Raw genomic sequence first — 20038 nt, 5'->3', positions numbered from 1 at the left:
TACTTTTTCGGGTATGCCCGTGCCACGTTCCGTGCCTTCCTTCTTTGTCTATGGCGAACCGGATCGTCCGCTCGACGTCGGCTTCATGCATGTCGAGACAGTCATGGCGCGGCGAAATGTGCATCTCGGCCAGGTTTCAGCCCATCGCCATGCGCGGATGGCGCAGATTACCTTCTGGACCAGCGGTCACGGGACCTATTTCATCGAAGATCGGCGCTTGGATTTTTTGGCGCCCGCCGTCAGCTTCGTGCCGAGCGGGGTCGTCCACGGCTTCAGCGTCGAGCCGGCCAGTTCCGATGCGATCGTCGTTTCGGTGGCCGACAGCGCGCTGTTGCCGATCCGCCAGCAGACCATCCTGCCCCTGGACGCGCCGATTATGATTGCCGGCGGAGGCGGAGAAGCGGATTGGGCGAGGCTCGGCGGCCTGATGGACCAAATTACCGGCGAATATCGCGACAACCGCCCGGGTGCCGAACAGGTGCTTTCGGCATTGACGGCGGTGGCGCTGACGGAGATCGCGCGGCTGGGACCGGACCGCGCCATCAGCCCCGTTTCGGAGCATCGCCTGCTGGCTTCGGAATTCCGCCGTCTGGTGGACCAGCATTTTCGCGACAACTGGGCGGTGGAGCGCTATGTCGCCGCACTCGGCACCACGCCGCATCTGCTCGCGCGAGCCTGCGAGCAGGCGTTCGGCCTGTCGGTAAAGGCCTTTCTCAACGAGCGGCGGCTTCTCGAGGCCAAGCGGTTGCTGCTCTTCACCATCCGGTCGCTGGAAGATATCGCTTTCGAGATCGGCTTCAAGGATGCGGCCTATTTCTCGCGCTTCTTCAAGCTCAGGGTCGGCATGCCGCCGAGCGACTGGCGTGCCAGCCATGGCGACGGTGGAACCGGCTGACCCGGCGCTACCTTCAAGATTCTGGATTCCGGGTCAAATCATGTTCATTCCGGATCAAGACACCCTGATCTTCTCTTCATAGATTTCTCCCGAAAGGGAGGTTCTCATGAGGTTTTCAGGCAAGACTGCGATTATCACCGGCGGCGGTACCGGAATCGGCGCGGCCGTCGCACGACAGATCCATCTCGATGGAGGCAATGTTGTGCTCGTGGGACGGCGGCTCGAGCCGTTACAAGCGGTAGCAGCAGAGACAGGTGCCACCGTCCTGCCGGCAGATGCGGCCGATACCGCGTCGATGAAGGCTGCGGTAACGGCGGTGGTCGAAAAGTTCGGATCCATTGACATTCTGGTGGCAAATGCCGGCGGCCACGGGGTCGGTCCAACCATTTCCATGTCTGATGATACATGGGAACAGGCCGTTCGTCTCAATCTCAACACTGCCTTTGTCAGTGCCCGCGAATGTCTGCCGCATCTGATCACCAGCAGGGGCAACATCGTGGTGCTGGCATCGATTGCCGGACTTTTTGCCGGCCCGGATGCGGCTGGCTATGTGACGATGAAACATGCCTGCATCGGTCTGGCCAAGTCTCTGGCGCGCGATTATGGCCGCCAGGGTGTGCGCACCAACTCTGTTTGCCCCGGATGGGTGACCACCGCCATGGCCGACGAACAGATGCAGGTTCTGGTCGAAAAACATGGACTCAATTCCATTGAGGAAGCCTACGCGCTGGTCACGAAGGACGTGCCGCTTGGCCGCCCTGCGACCCCGGAGGAGGTTTCGCATGCGGTCTGCTTCCTGGCTTCAGCCGAAGCGGCGATGATCAACGGCGCCATTCTGACCGTCGACGGCGGCGCCAGTACCGTCGATCTGCCGACATTGGCTTTTGCAAACTGAACCAGAGGGAGAAGGATATGGAACAGCAAAACCCCAAGGATTGGAAGACATACGATCAGTTCGCCTACGGCATCGATACCAACCGCCTGCCCGCGACCGACGCGCTTGCCGGGACGAGCCATGTCATCGATTTCGAGGATGGCCGCTGGCTCTCGCTCCGGCTGATGGCCGGGTCGGTAGAATGGTCGGATGGCGATGAAGCAGACATCGATCCGGCCGAAGTCATTCTGGTGGCGCCGGATACCTATTTCATCGAGATCGTCTTCAAGTCGCGTCCGAAAGAATCCGAAACGCTGATCCTGAATGTTGCCACGCGCCGCGTGCTCTCGATCTACTCGCTTGTTCGCAGCAAGGAGGATTCGATCGGCGAACCGCAGGTCGCGCAGATTTTCCGCGCTGGCACAGTAGGGGAGGCAACGGGGTTCAGACCACAGGAAACCCGAGACCTGATCGGACTGCGTGCCCACTTCACCTATAGTCCGAACCATGTCTACGAACACACCTATCTGTCATCGCAGCGTTATTGCTGGCAGTGCCTCGTGGGTGTGCAGCGTGGCCATGGCGATGTGGATCTCACCACCACCTACAAGTTCGACGAGGATCTGTACATCTTCACCTTCCGCGAGTTCAAGATCGCGGTGGCCTCGACATTCTTCTACAATTTCAAGGATATGCGTTCGACCGGAAAATTCCTGGGCATCACCGGCGACGGTGCCATCCAGAACAGCCCCGCTGGTGCCCATATCCGCAAAGTGTCGATGTCCTATTATCTTCCGGGTCAGGAACCCGTCTGAAAGGCTATTCCCATGCGTTCGACCTATGAAATGGTTCGCGACCATTATGCTGCCAACGACCGGCGTGATCTGGCCGGAATGCTGGCCGACCTCGCGCCCGATGTCCGCTGGACCGAGATGGACGGCTTCCCCTGTGCCGGCACATATGTCGGTGCCGATGCTGTTGTCGAAGGGGTGTTCGTGCGGCTCGGGTCGCTGTTCGACAATTATACGTTCACGCTCGAACGGCTTCTGGATGCCGGTGATGACGCAATCGGCATCGGCAACTACACGGCAGTCCACAAGGGCACCGGCAAGGCGATGAATGTGCGTGTCGTCCATGTCTGGGGCGGATCCGGAGGGAAGATCCGCCGCTTCGAACAGTTCACCGATACCCTGAAAGTGGCTGAGGCTATGGGCTGATCAGCCAAGCGCCGCGCGGCGGAAGTCGCGCGGCGTCATGCCGAACCGGCTACGGAAGGCTCTCGAGAAATGCGCGCCCGACGTGAAGCCCGCCGCGAAGGCGATATCGGTGACAGACCGGTGCCGCGCAACTGGCGATGTCAGTACCGCCCGCGCACGTTCCAGTCTCCGATCCCAGATATACTGTGCCGGCGACAGGCCTTCGGTCTGAAAAGCGCGGAAGAGATAGCTTTGCGAGCAACCCATGCGGATCGCGATCTGTTCGACAGTGAGGTCAGGCTGATCAAGGTTGTCATCGATGAACATCCTGGCGCGATACAGCAGGAGATTGAGCGAATGGGCGCCGGTCATTTCCGATCGCGCGAGACCGCCTTCGATCAGCGGGCGGATCAGTCCAATCAAGCCGTCGCCCATGCCGGTCCGGCTGGCATCATCCAGGTGATCGACCTCCGACAATCCGCTGTCGATCATCGAACGCACCACCCGGCATAGGCCCGAGAAAGCGCGCGGAATTAGAACCGGCGACGATAGCGACTGGATGGCCGATCGCGAAAAAGCCTCTCTTGGCACCTGCAACATCAACAGATGCACCCGCGTTTGATTGACGAGCGTATAGGCGCGCGTCGGATCGTAGAGCACCGGCCTTGCGCGCCCGAACTCCACCTGCCGTCCACCCTGCTCAATTGTCGACGACCCGTCTGATTGGAACAGCAGCTTGAGACAATCCGGATCGTGCGTCGCCTTCACCACATGTTCGCCCTGTACCGTGTGGGGACCCGCCCGCAGATCCGAGACCCGCACCGAACCCAGCGCGGCAGATGCAAGACGTTTGCTCTGGTTGGGTTCGCCGGCGAAGGAAAGCCGGACATTTCCGAACAGTTGGCGGGCCAGTGCCGGAAAATCTGGCCCGCTAGCCACCGAACATGCCCCTGCCATGGTCATCTCCTATTGTGCCAGATAGGCGCGGTGCAGGATCTCCGGCTCCTCGAGCAAGGTGGCCGGAGCGCCGGAGAATGTCAGGCGACCGCGCGACATCACGCTCGCCTCGCTCGCAACCTTGAGCGCGATATGGGTGAACTGCTCGATCAGCAGAATGCCGGTTCCCTGTTCGGCGAGCTTGACGATGACGCCCATCAGACGCTTGACGATGAGAGGCGACAGGCCAAGCGACATTTCGTCGGCCAGGATGAATTTCGGCCGTGCCACCAGGGCCTGACCGAGCGCCAGCATCTGCTGTTGTCCGCCCGACATCGAGCCGGCAAGCTGGGCCTTGCGTTCGGCAAGTTCGGGGAAGATCGCGAAGACATCGGCAACCGCCCTGTCCGCTTCGACCCGGCTGTGGCCGAAGCCCGCCGCCAGCAGGTTGTCGAGCACGCTGAGGCCCGAAAGCACCCGGTGTCCTTCGGGAACGGCGGCAAGGCCTGCGGCCCGGATCACTTCCGGGGCCTTTCCAGCCAGCGCCTTGCCATCGATTTCTACCGAACCGCTCTCGATCGGCAGGACGCCGGCGAGCGCCAGAACAAGGCTGCTCTTGCCGGCCCCGTTCGGGCCGAGAAGGGCTGTGATGCGCCCCGTTTCCAGAGTGAGCGAGAAATCGTCGACGGCCCGCTTGTGGCCGCGCCGGACATTGAGATTGTGAATGGTAATGCGGCTCATGCGACCTCCTCGACGCCGAGATAGACAGCGCGCACGCGCGGATCGCTAAGCACGTCGCGCGTGGGACCGGCAACGACCAGCGAACCGAAATCGAGCACCATGGTGGAACTGCACACAGCCTGGATGAGGTCGACATCATGGTCGATCAGGAGCGTCATGGCGCCATTGAAAGAATGGATGTCGAGAATGACCTGGCGCAGCCTGTCCATCTCGATCTGGCTGAGGCCTGCGCCGGGCTCATCGAGCATCAGGATCTTCGGCTTGCCGGCGGCACAGCGGGCAATCTCGGTCATGCGGCGCTCGAAGGCATTGAGGCCACCGGCCCGCGTCTTGCGCAGCGCCGACAGGCCGCAGAATTCGAGGGCGGCTGCAAGATGCCGTTCGCGTTCGGCAGATCCGAGACCGAGGCTGTCGAGCACGACGCCGACATTGTCCTCGATCGTCAGTTCGTCCACCACCTGCTCCTTCTGGAACGAGCGCCGGATGCCCCAGCGGCTGCGCCGGTGCGGCGGCATCGGCAGAATTTCGCTGCCGAAGGCCCGGATCGAGCCGGACAGTGGTGTGATGAAGCCGGAAAGCACATTGAGGAACGTGGTCTTGCCGGCGCCGTTCGGGCCGATGATGCCGACCACGGGATCGGAGAGATCGACGCTCACTTTGTTGAGCGCCCGCACGCCGCCGAAGGCAACGGTGATGTCGCTGATCGAGATCATGGGCGATCCTCCTTGCGTCCTGTCAGTCGGTTTGCAAGGCCTGCAATCTGCCCGGCAATGCCCTGCGGCGCGGTCATCAGCGCGTGAATAAGGGCTGCGCCGAAAATGATATAGGCAGCGTCACCATTGACGCCGATATCGTTCAGGAGCGCCGGCATGAAGCGATAGAGCAGGGCGGCGATGACGGCGCCATACCAGTGCCATGCGCCGCCAACGATCGTGAGCGCGAAAATCATCACTGATTCCGCCGGCGGGAAGGACCGGGCATCGAGAAGCTGGAGATTGCCGGCCAGCAGACCGCCGGCAACGCCGGCCAGGAAGCCCGACAGGCCGAAACCCCAGATCTTGTAGCCGGTGACATTGATGCCGACCGACATGGCAACCGCCTCGCTGCGACGGATCAGCGACCAGGCCCGGCCGGGTTTCGTCCGTTCATGCAGATGGATGAGGCCGAAGCCGAGGGCGACGACGATGGCACAATAGCGCAGATAGGCCGCATCGGTCTGGGCCAGCCAGGGGCGGGGCATGTAGGAAACCGACTTGACGGCAAAACCCAATAGGCCCGGTCCGCCGTTCGGAAACTGCAGCACATTGATGAGAATGCCGAAACCGCCCGCTGCCATCAGCGTCACCAGCGCGAGATAGAGACCGCGCATCTTCAAAGCCGGATAGGCGAAGATCATTCCGACAAGGGCCGCAAACAGCCCGCCCAGCAAGATGTTGATTTCGAAGGGCATGCTGGTGCCATAGGCGAGCCTGAGAGCGACCCAGCCGCCGCAGCCCATGAATGCTACCTGCGCCAGCGAAACCTGGCCGAGCTTGCGGTAAAGCAGGCCGATGCTGGCGGCGGTCAAGGTATAGATGACGACCGACGTCATGACCTTGAGCCAGAGTGCGGCCGCAAAGGCCGGCAGCACCATGGCGACGATCAGGAGGGCCAAGGGCGCGCCAAGCTCGGAAAGAAGGCGGGATCGGCCGCCTTCGCTGCGATGGCTCACCGCAGCTTCGGATGTTTGAACCTGAACTTGCATCAGTCGGCTCCGGCGAATGTCAGCTTGCGGCCGCGCTGCAGCCACAGAAGGGCGAGGATCGCCACGATGAAGGGCGATGCGACGCGGAAGGGCGCAAGCGGTTTGTAAAGGGTCAGGAAGCTCTCGATCACACCGATCGCCAGCCCGGCGAGGAAGGTGGTGCGGATCGAGGTCAGCCGCCCGACGACGGTGGTGGCGATGATCGGAATGACGATAAAGGTCAGAACGGCCGGATCGAGCCGCACGAGATCGCCGAACAGCATGCCCGTGATCCCCGCCATTACCCCGGAAAAGCCCCAGGCGATGGTTTCCACCTTGCGGATGGGCGTTCCGAGCACAGCTGCCTGCTGGCGATCGTCGGCCAGCACCCGCATCATCAGGCCAAGCCGTGTCTTGACAAGAAAGAGGCTCATGCCGGCAGTGATGGCGAAGCCCGCGATCAGGGCGAGCAACCGGGTGCCGGTCATTCTCAGGCCCAGCACGTTGATGGCGATGCCATCGAGTGCCAGGGTGAGCTTGCGGGGATTGACCACCCAGAGCAGGTTCATTGCACCGAGGATGGCGATGCCGAACCCGAGGGTGGCCACCGCCTTGACGACCGGCTCGCGATGGGCAAGCTTCGGCGCAATCGCCGCGCCATAACCAGCCGAAAGCAGAAAGGCGATTGCCAAGCAGACGGCCCAGGCGATCGGCTCCGGATAGCCCCATTGCAGAATCTGCCATGCCGCCATGGCGCCGAGACCGCCAATCGCGCCATAGGCAAAATTCAAAACGCCCGTTGCGCGGTTGAGCAGCACCAGCCCGACCCCGCCGAGGGCGTAAAGCGCGCCCACGGCAAGACCGGATACGAGGAAGAGGCCGTAGGCACCCATCGTATCATCCGTTCATCAGTTGCTGGAGATTCCGAGCTCTTTTTCCTGAGCGCGGATCGGATCGAGATAGGCGCTGTCCACGTCCGTGCATTCGCCGACCTGCTTGAAGCCACCATCGATCATCTGCATCATCACGTTGGCGTGGTTCGGCATGTGGCGATCGCCGGGACCGACATAATAGGGACCGCAGAGAAGATCGGACTTCTCGTTCTTGATCGCCCGGATAGCCTCAGTGACGGTCGCGCGGTCGATCTTGGCCGGGTCGAGCTTCATCATCGCATCGACGAAGAAGCGGGCCGAGAGATAACCAGCCTGGCTGAACGTGTCGCGCGGATCGCTGACATCGCCATACTTGTCCATGATCTCGCGCCAGTTGGTGGCGTCTGGACCGGTGCCGTCGATCGGGGTCAGCTCTGCATTGACATACATCTTGCCCGACCAGGCATCCCCGAGCAGGCCCGGAACGTCCTTGTCGTAAAGCGGCGTGGACGAGATCCACTTGAAATCATCCTGGGTGCCCGACTCCATCACCACCTGCAGGAAGGCGGCAGCCATGCCGGCGGGCAGGTTGACGAGAACGGTGTCAGCACCGGAAGCGACTGCTTCCAGATAGGCAGAGTTCATATCGGCCGTGCCCGGATCGATCAGCACGCTCGAACCGTTGAGGCTCTTGGACTGCATGTATTTCTCGGTCCAGCCGCAGGAATACTGGCCGACGGTCGGGATCGTCAGGCCGATGCAGACGACATTCTTCGAGCCGAGATTGGCTACAGCCCATTGCGCGGCACCGACGCTCGACGGCAGCGGGCCTTCGTTGGTCGAAACGATGTTCTTGGATTCGAAGCATTCGGCGACGGCGCAGCCCGATGCCATCGACATGACATTCTCGTCGGCATAGAGCTTGGCGTTGACGCCCATTTCAACGAAGGAGGCGCTGGCAACGAGTGCGACGACCTTGTTGTCCTTGACCAGCTTGGCGGCTACCTGGCCGGCCACTTCCGGGTTCCACTGGTCGTCCTCGACCATGTATTTGACCGGCCGGCCATTGATGCCGCCATTTTCGTTGACGCAGTTGAAGAAGGCCTGCGCGGCCTTGGACGAAGACGAGAAATCGTCCGGACCGGTGCGGCCGACGACGGCGCCGACCAGGATCGGTTCGCCTTCGGCCTTCTTGCCATTGTTGAGACCGCAGCTTGGGGCCGCCATGGCGCTTGCGCCACTGGCCAGAATGAAGCCCGCCGATGCGGCGAGCAGATAGGCAGTGCGTTTCATAACTTCTCCTCCAGTTAAGCTAAACCCACCTTGCGGCGGGGCGACCGGCCACCTCCATGGTCCGGTCTTTCCAGTCCTGATCGTCAGGCCGAAATTGTCTTGCCGGTGATGAAGGATGCCGCACGGGCTGCAATCATCATCGCTGGCGCATTGGTATTGCCCGATACGAGCGTCGGCATGATCGAGGCATCGCTGACGCGCAGACCTTCGACGCCATGCACCTTGAGGTCGGAACCCACCACCGCCATCCGGTCGTCGGGACGGCCCATCTTGGCGGTGCCGGACGGATGGAACACGGTCTTCGCCGTCTGGCGGATATAGTTCCTGAGCGCGTCGGGATCCTTCTCGATGCCGGGTTTGGGCAGCACCCGCCGCTTGAGGATCCGCGCCAGCGACGGCGCTTCGAGAATCCGGATCGCAATCTCGACGCCGCGGACCAGCGTTTCGAGATCCTGCGGATCGGAGAGCGAATTGGCGTTGAAGAGCGCGCCTTCGCGCGGATCGGCGGACTTGAGCTTCACGGTCCCACGGGAGCGGGGTCGCAGGAAACAGGGGCCGATCGAAAGACCATGGCCGGGCTCGGGTTCGCGATCGGCAAAGCCGACAAGCACTGGCAGCACGTGGAACTGGATATCGGGCTGTCCGGTACCGGCGGAGTCCACGAAACCACCGCTTTCCACCACGTTCGAACTCAGTAGGCCACGATGGGTCAAGAGATAACGCAGCATATGCATGGCTGCGCGAATGCCCTTGTCTTCCCCCAGAATGGAAATCGGATCGCGCGTCTCGCCTTGTACCGGGACTTCGAGATGGTCCTGGAAATTGGCGCCGACGCCGGGAAGGTCCGCGACCACCTCGATGCCGAGTGACGAGAGGTGCTCAGCGTCGCCGATCCCCGAGAGCTGCAGGATTTTCGGCGTCGCGATCGCTCCGGCCGCGAGCACGATCTCGCGTGTCGCGCCGATCCTGCGACCGTCGAGCAGTTCGACCCCGGTCGCCCGCTTGTCGGTGAAGAGAATGCGGCCGACCTTCGTTTCGGTCATGATCTTCAGGTTGGGCCGCTTTTCCGCATCACGCAGGAAGGCCTGTGCTGACGACCAGCGGCGGCCATTGCGCGTCGTGCTCTGGTAGAAGCCGACGCCTTCCTGGACGGCACCATTGAAATCGGCATTGTAGGGAATGCCGATTTCGGTCGCAGCCTTGACGAAGGCTTCGTTGAGCGGATGGCGATGGCGGGGATCGGAGACAGAAAGCGTTCCGGCCTTGCCGTGGAACTGGTCGCTGATCCGCTGGTTGTTTTCCAGCGAACGGAAGGCGGGCAGAACATCCTCGTAGGACCAGCCCTTGCACCCCATCTGCGACCAGGTATCGTAATCGTTGCGATGGCCGCGGATATAGATCATCGCATTGAGAGAGCTGCCGCCGCCGAGCACATTGCCCTGCGGTACGATCGACGGGCGGCCATTGAGACCCTTTTCGGGTTCCGACATGTAGGGATGGATGTCGATGCCCTTTTCCAGCACCTTGAAGAAGGTGGCCGGAATATGGATGAACGGATCCTTGTCGGCGCGACCGGATTCGATCAGCAGCACCTTGTGCGCCGGATTTTCGGAGAGGCGGTTGGCCAGCACGCAACCGGATGAACCGCCACCGATGATAATGTAGTCGAAATTGTCCATGGTTCAGCTCAGCACGGTCTGGATGGTGGTGAATTCCTTGAGGCCTTCGGCGCCGAACTCCACGCCGATGCCGGAATTCTTGACGCCGCCGAAGGGCGCGTTCGGCTGGATGGCGCCGTGCTTGTTGATCCAGACGGAGCCGCATTCGAGCTTGAGCGCATAGTGGCGCGCCTTGTCCGGGTCCGACGACCAGACCGACCCGCCGAGACCGGCCGGATTGCGGTTGGCACGCTCGATCACCTCATCGATGTCGGAGTAACGGATGATCGGCAGGGCCGGTCCGAACTGCTCCTCATCGACAAGCCGCATGCCGTCGGTCACATCGGCCACCAGCGTGATCGGATAGAAATGACCGGGCCGATCCATCGGTTCGCCGCCGGTCAGGATGCGGCCACCGTTGGCGCGGGCGTCTTCCACCAGTTCGCGCACCTTGTTGAACTGCATCTCGTTCTGGACCGGGCCCAGAATGCTCTTCTCGTCCATGCCATCGCCGACCGGAACATTGGCCGCATAGGCTGCCAGCGCCTCGCAGACCTGATCGTAGATGCTGTCATGGACATAGAGGCGTTTGAGCGCAGCGCAGGTCTGGCCGTTATTGATGAAGGCGCCCCAGAAAAGACCCTCGGCGATCCCCTTGGGATCGACATCGGGGAGCACGATGCCGGCATCATTGCCGCCGAGTTCCAGTGTCAGACGCTTCAGGGTTTCGACGGCGGAGGCCATGATCTTCTTGCCGGTCTCGGTCGAGCCGGTGAAGGTCATTTTCGCAATGCCGGGATGGGCCGAGAGCCGGGAACCGATCGCGTTGTCGCCGGTGACCACGTTGACGACACCGGCTGGCAGCACGGTATTGATGATTTCGACTAGCCGAATGGTCGACAAAGGCGTCATCGGTGACGGCTTGATCACCACCGTATTGCCGGCGCGGATTGCCGGAATGATATGCCAGCAGGCGATCATCACCGGCCAGTTCCAGGGCGTGATGGAGCCGACGACGCCGATCGGCTTGCGGTGCAATTCGACGCGGCCCTCATTGTCGTCCTGAAGAATTTCGACCGGCAGCTGAAGTTCGGCGGTATAGCGCGTCCAGGCCATGGCGCCGCCGATCTCGAAACGCGAACCGAGACCGTTCATCGGCTTGCCCTGTTCGAGCGTCAGAAGATGGGCCAGCTCCTCGGCGTGGCTTGCAATGGCATCGGCGATGGCACGGCAGGCGGCTGCGCGGTCCTCGTCCGGCGTCTGGCTCCAGCTCTTGAAGGCTTCCGCGGCAGCTGCAACGGCCTGGTCGAGCTGCTCAGGGGTCGCAAGTGGCATCATACCGACGATATCGCAGTTTGCCGGGTTGCGAATGGGCGCGTGGTTCTCCGTCGGCACGCTTTCGCCGCCGATCATCAGATTATAGGTCATTGGTCTCTTCCTCCCGGGCGCCGCTTGGGAGGCGGCGCTGATCTTACGGGGGAACTATGAACCGCGGCCTATTTGCTGTCTTGGAGGATTGCGCGCCGCGACTTGGAGAAAAACGCAGGTGCAGCGCACAAGATTGCGCGATCAGTTCTGCTTATCGGAGCCTTGCTTGAGGCAGTCCGTCGGCGCGCAGTTGAACAGTTCCTTGAAGCTGCGGTTGAAATAGGAAATGTCGTTGAAGCCGGCGGAATAGGCCACGTCGGCAATCGTCTTGTTGCCGCGTTGGTCCTTGATCTGTTCGATCTTTTCCTTGGCAAGCTTGAGCCGCTTGTCACGGATGATGGTCGTGCAGGTAACGCCCAGTCCCTGGAAATCCTGCTGCAGGGTGCGGATCGAAACGCCGATGCGCGTGGCCAGCCATTTGGCGGAGAGGTTGGTGTCCGTCAGGTGACGGTCGATCAGGATATCGACCATCTGCAGGCGTCGGCTGGTGCTGTCGTTGATCGAGCTTGTCAGCGTCTGGGCATCGGACACGAAGGCCTGACGCGTGGCGCTGAAGATGAGGTCCTTTAGCTGGGCCGAGTTCGTGTCGCTCTCGGGTGTCGAGAGGATCTTGGCAATCAGCGCACGGAGCATGATCGCCATCGGATCGAAACCCTGGAGCTTGCGGGATATGTCGAATGCAGTCCGCGTTTCCGAGAACATGATCTGCCGCGGCAGATGCATCGACAGGTGGTTGCTGAAAACGCCGCCGAAATGAAAGGTGGTCGGCTTGGTGGAATCGACCAGAATGCAATCACCGACATCGAGCGTGTTGCGTTGGCCGATGTGATCGACGCCGCAGGACCCTTCGAGCTGCACGATGAGGAAGAGATGTTCATTGGCGTCGCGGCGAATATCGTCCCAGTCGCGATGAACGCGGTCGAGATCGTTCGAGACATGGGCGAACTGCATGCCGCAGACATCAATGCCGCGGGCGGCACCCCGCACGGACTTGCCCCGCTCCGTCAGGCGCGGGTTGAAGCTGCCGCAGATGGATTGCAGGTCATCAGCCCATTGATCATAAGAAATTGCGTTCCAGTCCGATGGCATCAGACTGCGACTGTTCAATAGCTCCATTTCCGCCTCCCAACAGAACAAAGCCCGCCTTTGGCGCCTCCACGCCAAGGAACTTAACATATTCAGTATCTGGCAAACGCCCAAACCGGTCAAGCCATCTGCGGTAGCGAAATCCTCCGACTGCCAGAGACCGGTTTGCATAGGGTTTCGCCTGCTTCCGGAATAAGGCAGGCCAGCGATTGATCCAGATCAACTCATCGGCGCCAGATCGTGATAGATAACATGTTAACTAAATGGAGGAGGAAGCCATGGGTAAACTGGTTCTGGCCGCAAAGGTCACGCATGTTCCGACGATGCTGCTCTCGGAAATGGAAGGATCACTGAAGGGATTGCGCAAAGCCGCGATCGAGGGTCACGCCGAAATCGGCCGTCGCGCCATTGCGGCGGGCGCCGATACGGCCATCGTTCTCGATACGCACTGGCTGGTCAATGCCGGCTATCACATCAATGCCAACAAGCATTTCAAGGGCACCTTCACCAGCCATGAGTTCCCGCAGTTCATTCGGGATCTCGATTACGAGTTCGAAGGCAATCCGGCACTTGGCGATCTGATCGCCGAAAAGGCCAATGCGAAGGGCGTGTCGACCCTCTCGCACCAGATCGACAGTCTCGATCTCGAATATGGCACCATCGTGCCGATGCGTTTCATGATGCGCGATCTCGAAAAGAAGATGAAGGTTGTGTCGGTGGGCGCCATGTGTACGGTGCACAGCCATGAAGCCTCCCGCAAGCTCGGAGAAGCGATCATGGAAGCCATCGAGGCGAGCGATTCCAACGTGGCACTGATCGCCTCGGGCTCGCTGTCGCACAAGATCTGGCCGAACGATATCTATGCCCAGAACAATGGCACGATGACGATTTCGTCCGAATTCAACCGTCAGGTCGATCTCAGGGTGCTCGAACTCTGGCAGAAGGGTGATTTCGACACATTCCTCAAGATGCTGCCCGACTATGCCGAATATTGCGATGGCGAAGGCGACATGCATGACACGGTGATGCTGTTCGGTGCTCTTGGCTGGGACAAGTACAAGGGCCGCGGCGAGGTCATCACCGAATATTTCCCCTCCTCCGGGACCGGCCAGACCAACGTTCTCTTCAGCCTGCCGCAATAGTGGCGGGCTGACCATCGCAACGATCGGTCGCGTGGAGGAGCGTGTCATGTCGCGTGCAAATCCTGCCTGGATGCCTGCCCGAACCGGCACGGTCCGGGCCAGCCATCCCATCCCGGATATCGATGTCATGGGCCTCTGCGGTGGAGCGGATGCCGCCGCCGAGATCCAGTATGAATCAATCAACCGTCTTGCGGAACTGATGGGGCGCAGCCCGGCACCGCACAGGCATATCGATTGCCTGCAAATCCATTTCATCGAAGCCGGGCAATATGATTTCACCCTGGATGAAAGCCGGTACACGGGCGCCGGGCCGGCGATCTTTCTCACCCCTCCCGGTGTGCCGCATGCCTTCACCCTCTGTGGCGATGCTGTCGGCCATGTGCTGACGATCCGTCAGGATCTGCTCTGGGCGATGGCCCGCCAGCATGATCTGCCGCTGCAACGGGAAAGGCTTCTGCCCTTCTGCGCCGGCTTTGCCGGTCCGCGAGGGCAAGGGGCAGCACGATCGATTGCTGCCAGCCTCGATCTGTTACGCAGCGAGCTCGGTTCCGATGGAGCCTCTGCGACCGCGCGCCTGCTCGTGGCCTTCGTCGTCACCAAAGTCATCGACCTCAGGACGGAAAGTCCGCTCGAAGCCGTATCCGGCAACCGCCAGATATCGCTCTACAGGCGGTTTCTCGATCTCCTCGAGCAACATCATGCGGACCATTGGGCGATCGCGCACTATGCCGATCAGCTGAACATCACCCAGTCCCGGCTCTACGAACTCTGCCTGCACAATGCGGCCCGATCGCCCAAAAGCATTCTGAACGACCGGCTGGTGCAGGAAGCGCGCCGCTACCTTTCCTTCTCCGACAGTTCGATGAAGGAGATTGCCGGCATCCTCGGGTTTGAAGACGTGAACTATTTTTTCAGGTTCTTCAAACGCTTGACCGGTGAGACGCCGTCGCAATGCCGTCAGCGGACCCGTCTGGCGACCCCGCCTGAAAATGTCCAGTAGAAGCCGGATTGTATCCATTGTTGCGGCCCGGCCGACAGAGCAAGCTCTAGAAACAAGCGGCATAGCCCGCCTTGCCACGCAGGAGGAGAGATCATGGCAGCACGGACAGGAAAACAATTCATCGAAGGACTGAAGGACGATCGCGAAATCTGGCTCGGCAACGAACGCGTGAAGGATGTCACAACCCATCCTGTTCTTTCGGGCTCCGTCAGGGGCATGGCCGGCTATTTCGACTGGCAGCACACATATGCGGATGATTGCCTGGTGCCCGATCCGGTGACCGGCGAGCCGATGAATGCCAGCCTCATCGTGCCGCGCAATGCCGAGGATCTTGAAAAGCGCCATCGCGCGTTTGAGCGTTTCGCCCGCTATTCCTGCGGTATGCTCGGCCGTACGCCGGACTATGTCAATGTGACACTCGCCGGTTTCGTGGCCCGCAAGGATATCTTCACCGCCAAGGGCGACACGACCTCCTATGACCGTCTCCATGCCTTCTATCGCGAGGTGGTGGAGAAGGACCTGTCGATGACGCACACAATCATCCAGCCGGCCATCGACAAGAGCATCGGCGAACTGATGGGCCTCAATGGCGACATCGCACTCAAGGCCGTGGGCCGCACCGACGAGGGCGTCATCGTTCGCGGCGCCAAGATCCTTGCCACGCTCGGACCCTTCGCGGATGAAATCTTCGTCTATCCGGCCGGACCGCTGCCGCCCGGAAGCCCTGTCGAACATGCGCTGATGTTCTCCATTCCGGTCAAGACCAAGGGCGTGATCCAGGTCTGCCGCGATCACTACGGCACCACGGCATCGCAGGCCGACCAGTCGTTCTCGAGCCGGTTCGACGAGCAGGATACCTATGTGATCTTCGATGATGTGCTGGTGCCGCACGAGCGCATGTTCATCGATTGCGATCTCGATGCCTATAACAATCTGCGCGCTGCCGGCTGGGCTGCCAATGTGTTCCAGCAGACCTCGACACGCGCTGCCGTGAAGCTCGAATTCGCTTATGACCTCTGCACGAAGATGGCAAAGATCATGAATGTCGAGAAGAAGCCGGATGTTGCCATGCGGCTGGGTGAACTCTGGTCCTATTCGCAATTGACGCGCGCAGCCACACGCGCCGCCATGATCGATGCCCGCGACTGGGGTTCGGGCGCCTTCTTCTGCGATGATCGTCCGCTTCGGGCCGTGCGTGCCCAAATGCCGGGATGGATGGCGCGCATGTCCGAACTGGTAAAGTCGATCGGCGCCCATAACCTGCTTGCAACGCCGTCGCTCGAGGCTTTCAATAATCCGGCCATGCAGCCATTGCTCGACAAATACATGCCGTCGGCGAATGGCAAGGATGCCGAGGAGCGGGCGCGGATCTTCCGGCTTGCCTGGGATTTTGTCGGCTCGGCTCTGGGTGCCCGTGTCGATCTCTACGAGCATTTCTACCTGGCCAGCCAGCCGACCAACTTCATCCGCGAGCATATGCAGACGCTGGCAGAGGGCGGGTTCGGGGTGCTGGACGAATATCTCGCGCAGCAGGGCTGACGACAATAGGTGCGGGGCATTTCTTGCCCCGCGCCGGCCGTTAGATCAGAGGCTTTCCAGCGCCATCGTTGGCTGTTCGAGGAGCCTGAGCGTCAGGGATGCGCCGTCCAGATCGCCTGTCACCATATGAGAGGTATGCAACTCGCCTCGAAGCGCTGTCGCGGCCTCAGCCAAAATCCGGGCATTGCTGACGCGAACTTCGTAACCAAGAAGTCGGGCAGCGTCGGCTGGCGGTTTTTTGGCATTCGGTCCCTGCCATACGTTGACGGCGATGCGATGGGTGTAGGCGCCGCCAGCGCCAAGATCGGCCATACCGATCTTTGGCAGGTTCAGATTGCGTATAAACCCGAGTTGCTCATAGAAGCGGATGGCCGGTTCGAGCGCCCGAACATGCAAATGAAGATGGGCGATGAAAGCACCATCGGAAATCGGCCCATCCAGCCCCGCTCGCGGCGCATGCGACAGTTCGAACCGCAGATCGAGGGGATCGCGCCCCAAGCGCAGCCTGCCATCGGCGTCAATCATAGCGATGCCGGATGGATGATCGACAAAGCGCTGGAACCTTTCGGGCGTTTCATAGGCAATCTCGATACCGTGGCCATCCGGGTCGCTGAGATAGATCGCCTTTGACATTGTATGGTCGACCGGGAAGGCCTGAATTCGACGCGCCATCAGGCGAGCGAGGTAGCGGGAAAACTCCTGTTGCGACGGCATGCCGATCGCCACGTGATACATGCCGGTATGGCCGGAAAGAACCGGCTGCCTGGCGCCTGGATGCAAGACGATCAGCGTTTGCAGGCGCGTGCCGAGTTCGATGGCGCCCGATGATCGCGTTGCACGCGCCCTGAGGCCCATGACATCTGTCCAGAACTGGACGGATCTGTCGAGGTTTGTCACCTGAAGCTCGATAGAGCCCCATGAAAGGCGTTCGGGCGTACCAGCTGCACGATAGTCTTCCGCTAACTTGATGGCGGGCGTGGTCATGGTCATGCTCCTGGTTGAATGGAGCCCCGAGGCTTCGGACGTCCCGGGACGTGGCGTCTTCACAGTGATCGTGTCAGCGCGATGGGATCGGCGCCTTGTTGCGGCGACCCCAAAAGACGAGAACGGCGATGGCGAGCAGAATGAGATTGACCGGCAGAACCATATATTCGCCGCGGGTGATGTGAACGGGGATAGCCAGCAACTGAATGGCTGCAAGGCCAAGTGCCGCCAATGGTGTGAGTTGCGGCATGATACGGGTGGCGGCCGGCAGAAGGATGCCGATCGTGCCCATGACCTCGGCGAAACCGATGAAGCGCACCAGCCATAGCGGTGCATCGGCAACAAAGCCCATTCCCATCTGGATCAGCTGATCCGGGCTCATGGTGAGTTTGTTGAAACCTGCCATGCCGTAAACGGCGGCCAGAGCGACCTGGGCGACCCAGAGACCGATGGACCAGGCGCGGGAGGGGCTGTTGGAGATTGCAGCGGAATCGGCGTTCATAATCTGTACCCTTCGTGGTGATTTAAAGAGGACTGTCTGAGGTCTTGCTGTCTTTGTAATCGTTTCTTGAGAAAGCATCATTGGCTTGATATGAAAGGTATGGTTTCTTCAGGAGAAATGATATGGATACGTTGCTGAGCTTGCGCGTGCTGGATGCCGTTGCCGAACTCAAGAGCTTTGTCGGCGCCGCGGAACGGCTGGAAATGTCGCCTGCGATGGCAACCAAACATGTCAAACATATCGAGGCCCGGTTGAAGGCACGGCTGCTGAACCGGACCAGCAGAAGTGTCAGCCTTACGGAAGCCGGTAGCATCTATCTCCAGCGCATGCGGCCGCTGCTGGAAGGTCTAGATGAGGCGGAAGCCCAGATATCGCAGACAGGGGTGCGGCCATCGGGCCGGTTGCGGGTCAGCCTCCCGGTATGGATGGCAACGGTATCGTTCGCATCATTGGTCACACGATACGGCGAGCAATATCCCGATGTCGTGCTGGAGCTCGATTTCAGCGCCCGCCAGATCGGCCTTGTTGAAGAGGGTTTCGACCTTGCAATCCGTGTTGCCATGTCGCTCGAGCCCGGGCTTATTGCGCGCAAGCTCGGTCTGGTTCAGTTCAAGATGGTCGCCAGCCCCGCATTTCTTGAAAAGCATGAACCTCCAGAGACCATCGAGGCATTGGAGAACAGCCCGTTCCTCGCCTATTCCCAGGTCTCGCGTGACGGTCACCTGCGACTTCCCTTTGGCGAAGGGCATGCTGAAGTGCAATTCAAACCCGTGCTGATCAGCAGTAACGAGGCGTTCCTGATGCAATGCGCGTGCGAGGGCATGGGCTATACGATTTTACCGCAATGGCTGGTCGACGGCGAACTGGCCGCCGGCCATCTGGTGCATGTACTGGGAAATGAGGTGCGACCAGCAGCGCCTCTGCACGCTGTCTATCCGGATCGTAGTTTCATGCCGGCCAAGTTGCGCAGCTTCCTGGACTTTCTGGTGTCCGCCGGCTTTCCTGAAAAGATGTCCTGATCGCTATCATCGCGCGCTGGGACATTGTTGATAGGTCGCTGGGCAAAACCCGAACCTTTCTCGATTTCGTGGCAGGCCCGGACGGTGTCGGCGGGCTAGGGGAGGCCAGTAATTCTGAACCGGATTTCCATCCTGTCATTTCCTGATGTGAAATTCTGTCTCAAATAACTGGCAGATGATCTCCAGATAGGAAATCAATACTGTCAACTCATCGGAACAAATCGCCACGGCGAATACGCTCCGATGACAACAGACCCCGGACGCCCCCAGGCCCAATAACGCCAATCAGGAGATTGAGAATGTCTAACCTTACCCGTCGCGCCACACTCACCTTTGCCGCCGTCACGACTGCGATTTCGCTATTTGCCGGATCGGCTTTCGCCGAAACCGACTACAAGACCAAAATCCAGCTTTTCTACGACACGTTCCGCAAGAACGATCCTGCGATTCTCGACCAGATTATCGCGCCGGACTGGGTTCGGGTTCCCACAACCCCGGACGTTGAGCCTGGTCGTGAGGGTTTCAAGAAAATAGTGCCCGGCTTCGCGAAGGTTTTCACGGACGCAAAGCTGATTGCCGAAGACACGATCCAGGAGGGCAACAAGGTCGTCGTCCGGTCGACTTACTCTGCCACGCAGGCCGCCCCCTTCATGGGCTTCCCGTCCAAGGGGCGTTCTTTCACGATCATGACTATCGACATCCACGAGTTCAACGATGAGGGCCTGGTTCAGACCACCTGGCACCTTGAGGACTGGACCGGTGCCCTCTTCCAGCTGGGTGCCTTCGACAGATAATCGGTAACACTCCGGAACAGAGTGGGGGGCGGTACGCACGCCTCCTTCCTTCACGTCCAGCGCCGCTCATAAAGCATCTTTCGCGTCACCGCCGGTCTTGTCTGCGGAGAGGTCGATGTGCTCCGGCGAGGTCGTATTCCGCTCTACAGCGGGCGTGCCGCCATTTCGGCAGCAATAGCGTCATCGATCGGCGTATCGTAGCTCATCAGCATGTAACCGAGCACGGAATAGAAGCCCACCGTCGCAATCAGGTCCAGCACGGCCTCTCGCCCGATCATCGCGGCAAGTTCGGCTTCGAGGGCGGGCGGCAGACGTCGCTGGTCGAGGAGACTGTCAACGGCTTCGGCGATTGGCGC

General features: G+C 60.6%; 20 protein-coding genes and 1 pseudogene. 9 read left to right on the top strand and 12 right to left on the bottom strand.

What is annotated here, in order from left to right; translation table 11 throughout:
* The first annotated feature begins 13 nt into the window (after positions 1 to 13).
* The 4 genes from Q4481_RS18275 to Q4481_RS18260 all read left to right on the top strand — a co-directional run bounded on the left by Q4481_RS18275 (position 14) and on the right by Q4481_RS18260 (position 2986).
* On the top strand, positions 14 to 895 hold the full coding sequence (locus Q4481_RS18275; protein ID WP_354542316.1) for a helix-turn-helix domain-containing protein: 882 nt from the start codon (positions 14 to 16) through the stop codon (positions 893 to 895).
* 106 nt (positions 896 to 1001) lie between these two features.
* Positions 1002 to 1790, top strand: a complete 789-nt coding sequence (locus Q4481_RS18270; RefSeq protein WP_304377842.1) for an SDR family NAD(P)-dependent oxidoreductase — start codon at positions 1002 to 1004, stop codon at positions 1788 to 1790.
* Positions 1791 to 1807: 17 nt separating this feature from the next.
* Complete coding sequence (locus tag Q4481_RS18265; protein ID WP_304377841.1) at positions 1808 to 2584, top strand: MoaF C-terminal domain-containing protein; 777 nt, start codon at positions 1808 to 1810, stop codon at positions 2582 to 2584.
* Positions 2585 to 2596: 12 nt separating this feature from the next.
* The gene (locus Q4481_RS18260) at positions 2597 to 2986 is read left to right on the top strand and encodes a nuclear transport factor 2 family protein (RefSeq protein WP_304377840.1); all 390 of its coding nucleotides are present in this window, start codon (positions 2597 to 2599) and stop codon (positions 2984 to 2986) included.
* On the opposite strand, the gene Q4481_RS18255 is transcribed toward Q4481_RS18260, so the two are convergent.
* The 9 genes from Q4481_RS18255 to Q4481_RS18215 all read right to left on the bottom strand — a co-directional run bounded on the left by Q4481_RS18255 (position 2987) and on the right by Q4481_RS18215 (position 12732).
* Positions 2987 to 3922, bottom strand: coding sequence for a helix-turn-helix domain-containing protein (locus tag Q4481_RS18255; RefSeq protein WP_304377839.1), 936 nt, complete (start codon positions 3920 to 3922; stop codon positions 2987 to 2989).
* 9 nt (positions 3923 to 3931) lie between these two features.
* Entirely contained in the window at positions 3932 to 4642 is a 711-nt protein-coding gene (locus Q4481_RS18250; protein ID WP_304377838.1) for an ABC transporter ATP-binding protein, read from the bottom strand.
* The gene (locus Q4481_RS18245; protein ID WP_304377837.1) at positions 4639 to 5355 is read right to left on the bottom strand and encodes an ABC transporter ATP-binding protein; all 717 of its coding nucleotides are present in this window, start codon (positions 5353 to 5355) and stop codon (positions 4639 to 4641) included. Before Q4481_RS18245 ends, Q4481_RS18250 begins: the two co-directional genes overlap by 4 nt.
* Entirely contained in the window at positions 5352 to 6386 is a 1035-nt protein-coding gene (locus Q4481_RS18240; RefSeq protein ID WP_304377836.1) for a branched-chain amino acid ABC transporter permease, read from the bottom strand. The genes Q4481_RS18245 and Q4481_RS18240 overlap by 4 nt, the downstream gene beginning before the upstream one ends.
* A complete protein-coding gene (locus tag Q4481_RS18235; RefSeq protein ID WP_304377835.1) occupies positions 6386 to 7258 on the bottom strand; it encodes a branched-chain amino acid ABC transporter permease in 873 nt (290 codons plus the stop codon). The genes Q4481_RS18240 and Q4481_RS18235 overlap by 1 nt, the downstream gene beginning before the upstream one ends.
* A 15-nt stretch (positions 7259 to 7273) precedes the next feature.
* Positions 7274 to 8530, bottom strand: a complete 1257-nt coding sequence (locus tag Q4481_RS18230; protein WP_304377834.1) for an ABC transporter substrate-binding protein — start codon at positions 8528 to 8530, stop codon at positions 7274 to 7276.
* Between the two features lie 83 nt (positions 8531 to 8613).
* Positions 8614 to 10209 (bottom strand): GMC family oxidoreductase, encoded by a 1596-nt coding sequence (locus Q4481_RS18225; protein WP_304377833.1) that lies wholly within the window; start codon positions 10207 to 10209, stop codon positions 8614 to 8616.
* 3 nt (positions 10210 to 10212) lie between these two features.
* Entirely contained in the window at positions 10213 to 11616 is a 1404-nt protein-coding gene (locus tag Q4481_RS18220) for an aldehyde dehydrogenase family protein (RefSeq protein ID WP_304377832.1), read from the bottom strand.
* Between the two features lie 141 nt (positions 11617 to 11757).
* Entirely contained in the window at positions 11758 to 12732 is a 975-nt protein-coding gene (locus Q4481_RS18215) for a helix-turn-helix domain-containing protein (RefSeq protein ID WP_304377831.1), read from the bottom strand.
* A gap of 248 nt (positions 12733 to 12980) precedes the next feature.
* Between Q4481_RS18215 and hpaD the strand changes: the two genes are divergently transcribed.
* The 3 genes from hpaD (at position 12981) to Q4481_RS18200 (ending at position 16383) form a co-directional block, all read left to right on the top strand.
* Positions 12981 to 13844 carry a 3,4-dihydroxyphenylacetate 2,3-dioxygenase gene (gene hpaD / locus Q4481_RS18210; RefSeq protein WP_304377830.1) on the top strand — a complete coding sequence of 288 codons (864 nt, stop codon included), beginning with the start codon at positions 12981 to 12983 and terminating at the stop codon, positions 13842 to 13844.
* Between the two features lie 46 nt (positions 13845 to 13890).
* The gene (locus tag Q4481_RS18205; RefSeq protein ID WP_304377829.1) at positions 13891 to 14844 is read left to right on the top strand and encodes a helix-turn-helix domain-containing protein; all 954 of its coding nucleotides are present in this window, start codon (positions 13891 to 13893) and stop codon (positions 14842 to 14844) included.
* Between the two features lie 93 nt (positions 14845 to 14937).
* Positions 14938 to 16383, top strand: a complete 1446-nt coding sequence (locus Q4481_RS18200) for a 4-hydroxyphenylacetate 3-hydroxylase N-terminal domain-containing protein (protein ID WP_304377828.1) — start codon at positions 14938 to 14940, stop codon at positions 16381 to 16383.
* Between the two features lie 45 nt (positions 16384 to 16428).
* Here Q4481_RS18200 and Q4481_RS18195 read toward each other — a convergent pair whose 3' ends face one another.
* Together Q4481_RS18195 and Q4481_RS18190 are read right to left on the bottom strand one after the other, a co-directional pair.
* On the bottom strand, positions 16429 to 17367 hold the full coding sequence (locus Q4481_RS18195; protein WP_304377827.1) for a VOC family protein: 939 nt from the start codon (positions 17365 to 17367) through the stop codon (positions 16429 to 16431).
* 73 nt (positions 17368 to 17440) lie between these two features.
* The gene (locus Q4481_RS18190) at positions 17441 to 17869 is read right to left on the bottom strand and encodes a DoxX family protein (RefSeq protein WP_304377826.1); all 429 of its coding nucleotides are present in this window, start codon (positions 17867 to 17869) and stop codon (positions 17441 to 17443) included.
* A 122-nt stretch (positions 17870 to 17991) separates the two neighbouring features.
* On the opposite strand from Q4481_RS18190, the gene Q4481_RS18185 reads away from it, so the two are divergent.
* Positions 17992 to 18888: a LysR family transcriptional regulator gene (locus Q4481_RS18185; protein WP_304377825.1), complete on the top strand. Its 897-nt coding sequence runs from the start codon at positions 17992 to 17994 to the stop codon at positions 18886 to 18888.
* A gap of 299 nt (positions 18889 to 19187) precedes the next feature.
* Positions 19188 to 19682: an ester cyclase gene (locus Q4481_RS18180; protein WP_304377824.1), complete on the top strand. Its 495-nt coding sequence runs from the start codon at positions 19188 to 19190 to the stop codon at positions 19680 to 19682.
* Between the two features lie 143 nt (positions 19683 to 19825).
* Here Q4481_RS18180 and Q4481_RS18175 read toward each other — a convergent pair.
* Positions 19826 to 20038 (bottom strand): annotated as a pseudogene (locus tag Q4481_RS18175) (carboxymuconolactone decarboxylase family protein); the annotation flags it as partial.

Origin of the sequence: Fluviirhizobium alvei, from assembly GCF_030551875.1 — a bacterium.
Classification (GTDB): domain Bacteria; phylum Pseudomonadota; class Alphaproteobacteria; order Rhizobiales; family Rhizobiaceae; genus Rhizobium_E; species Rhizobium_E alvei.
This window is presented reverse-complemented; position numbering and strand designations above follow the sequence as displayed.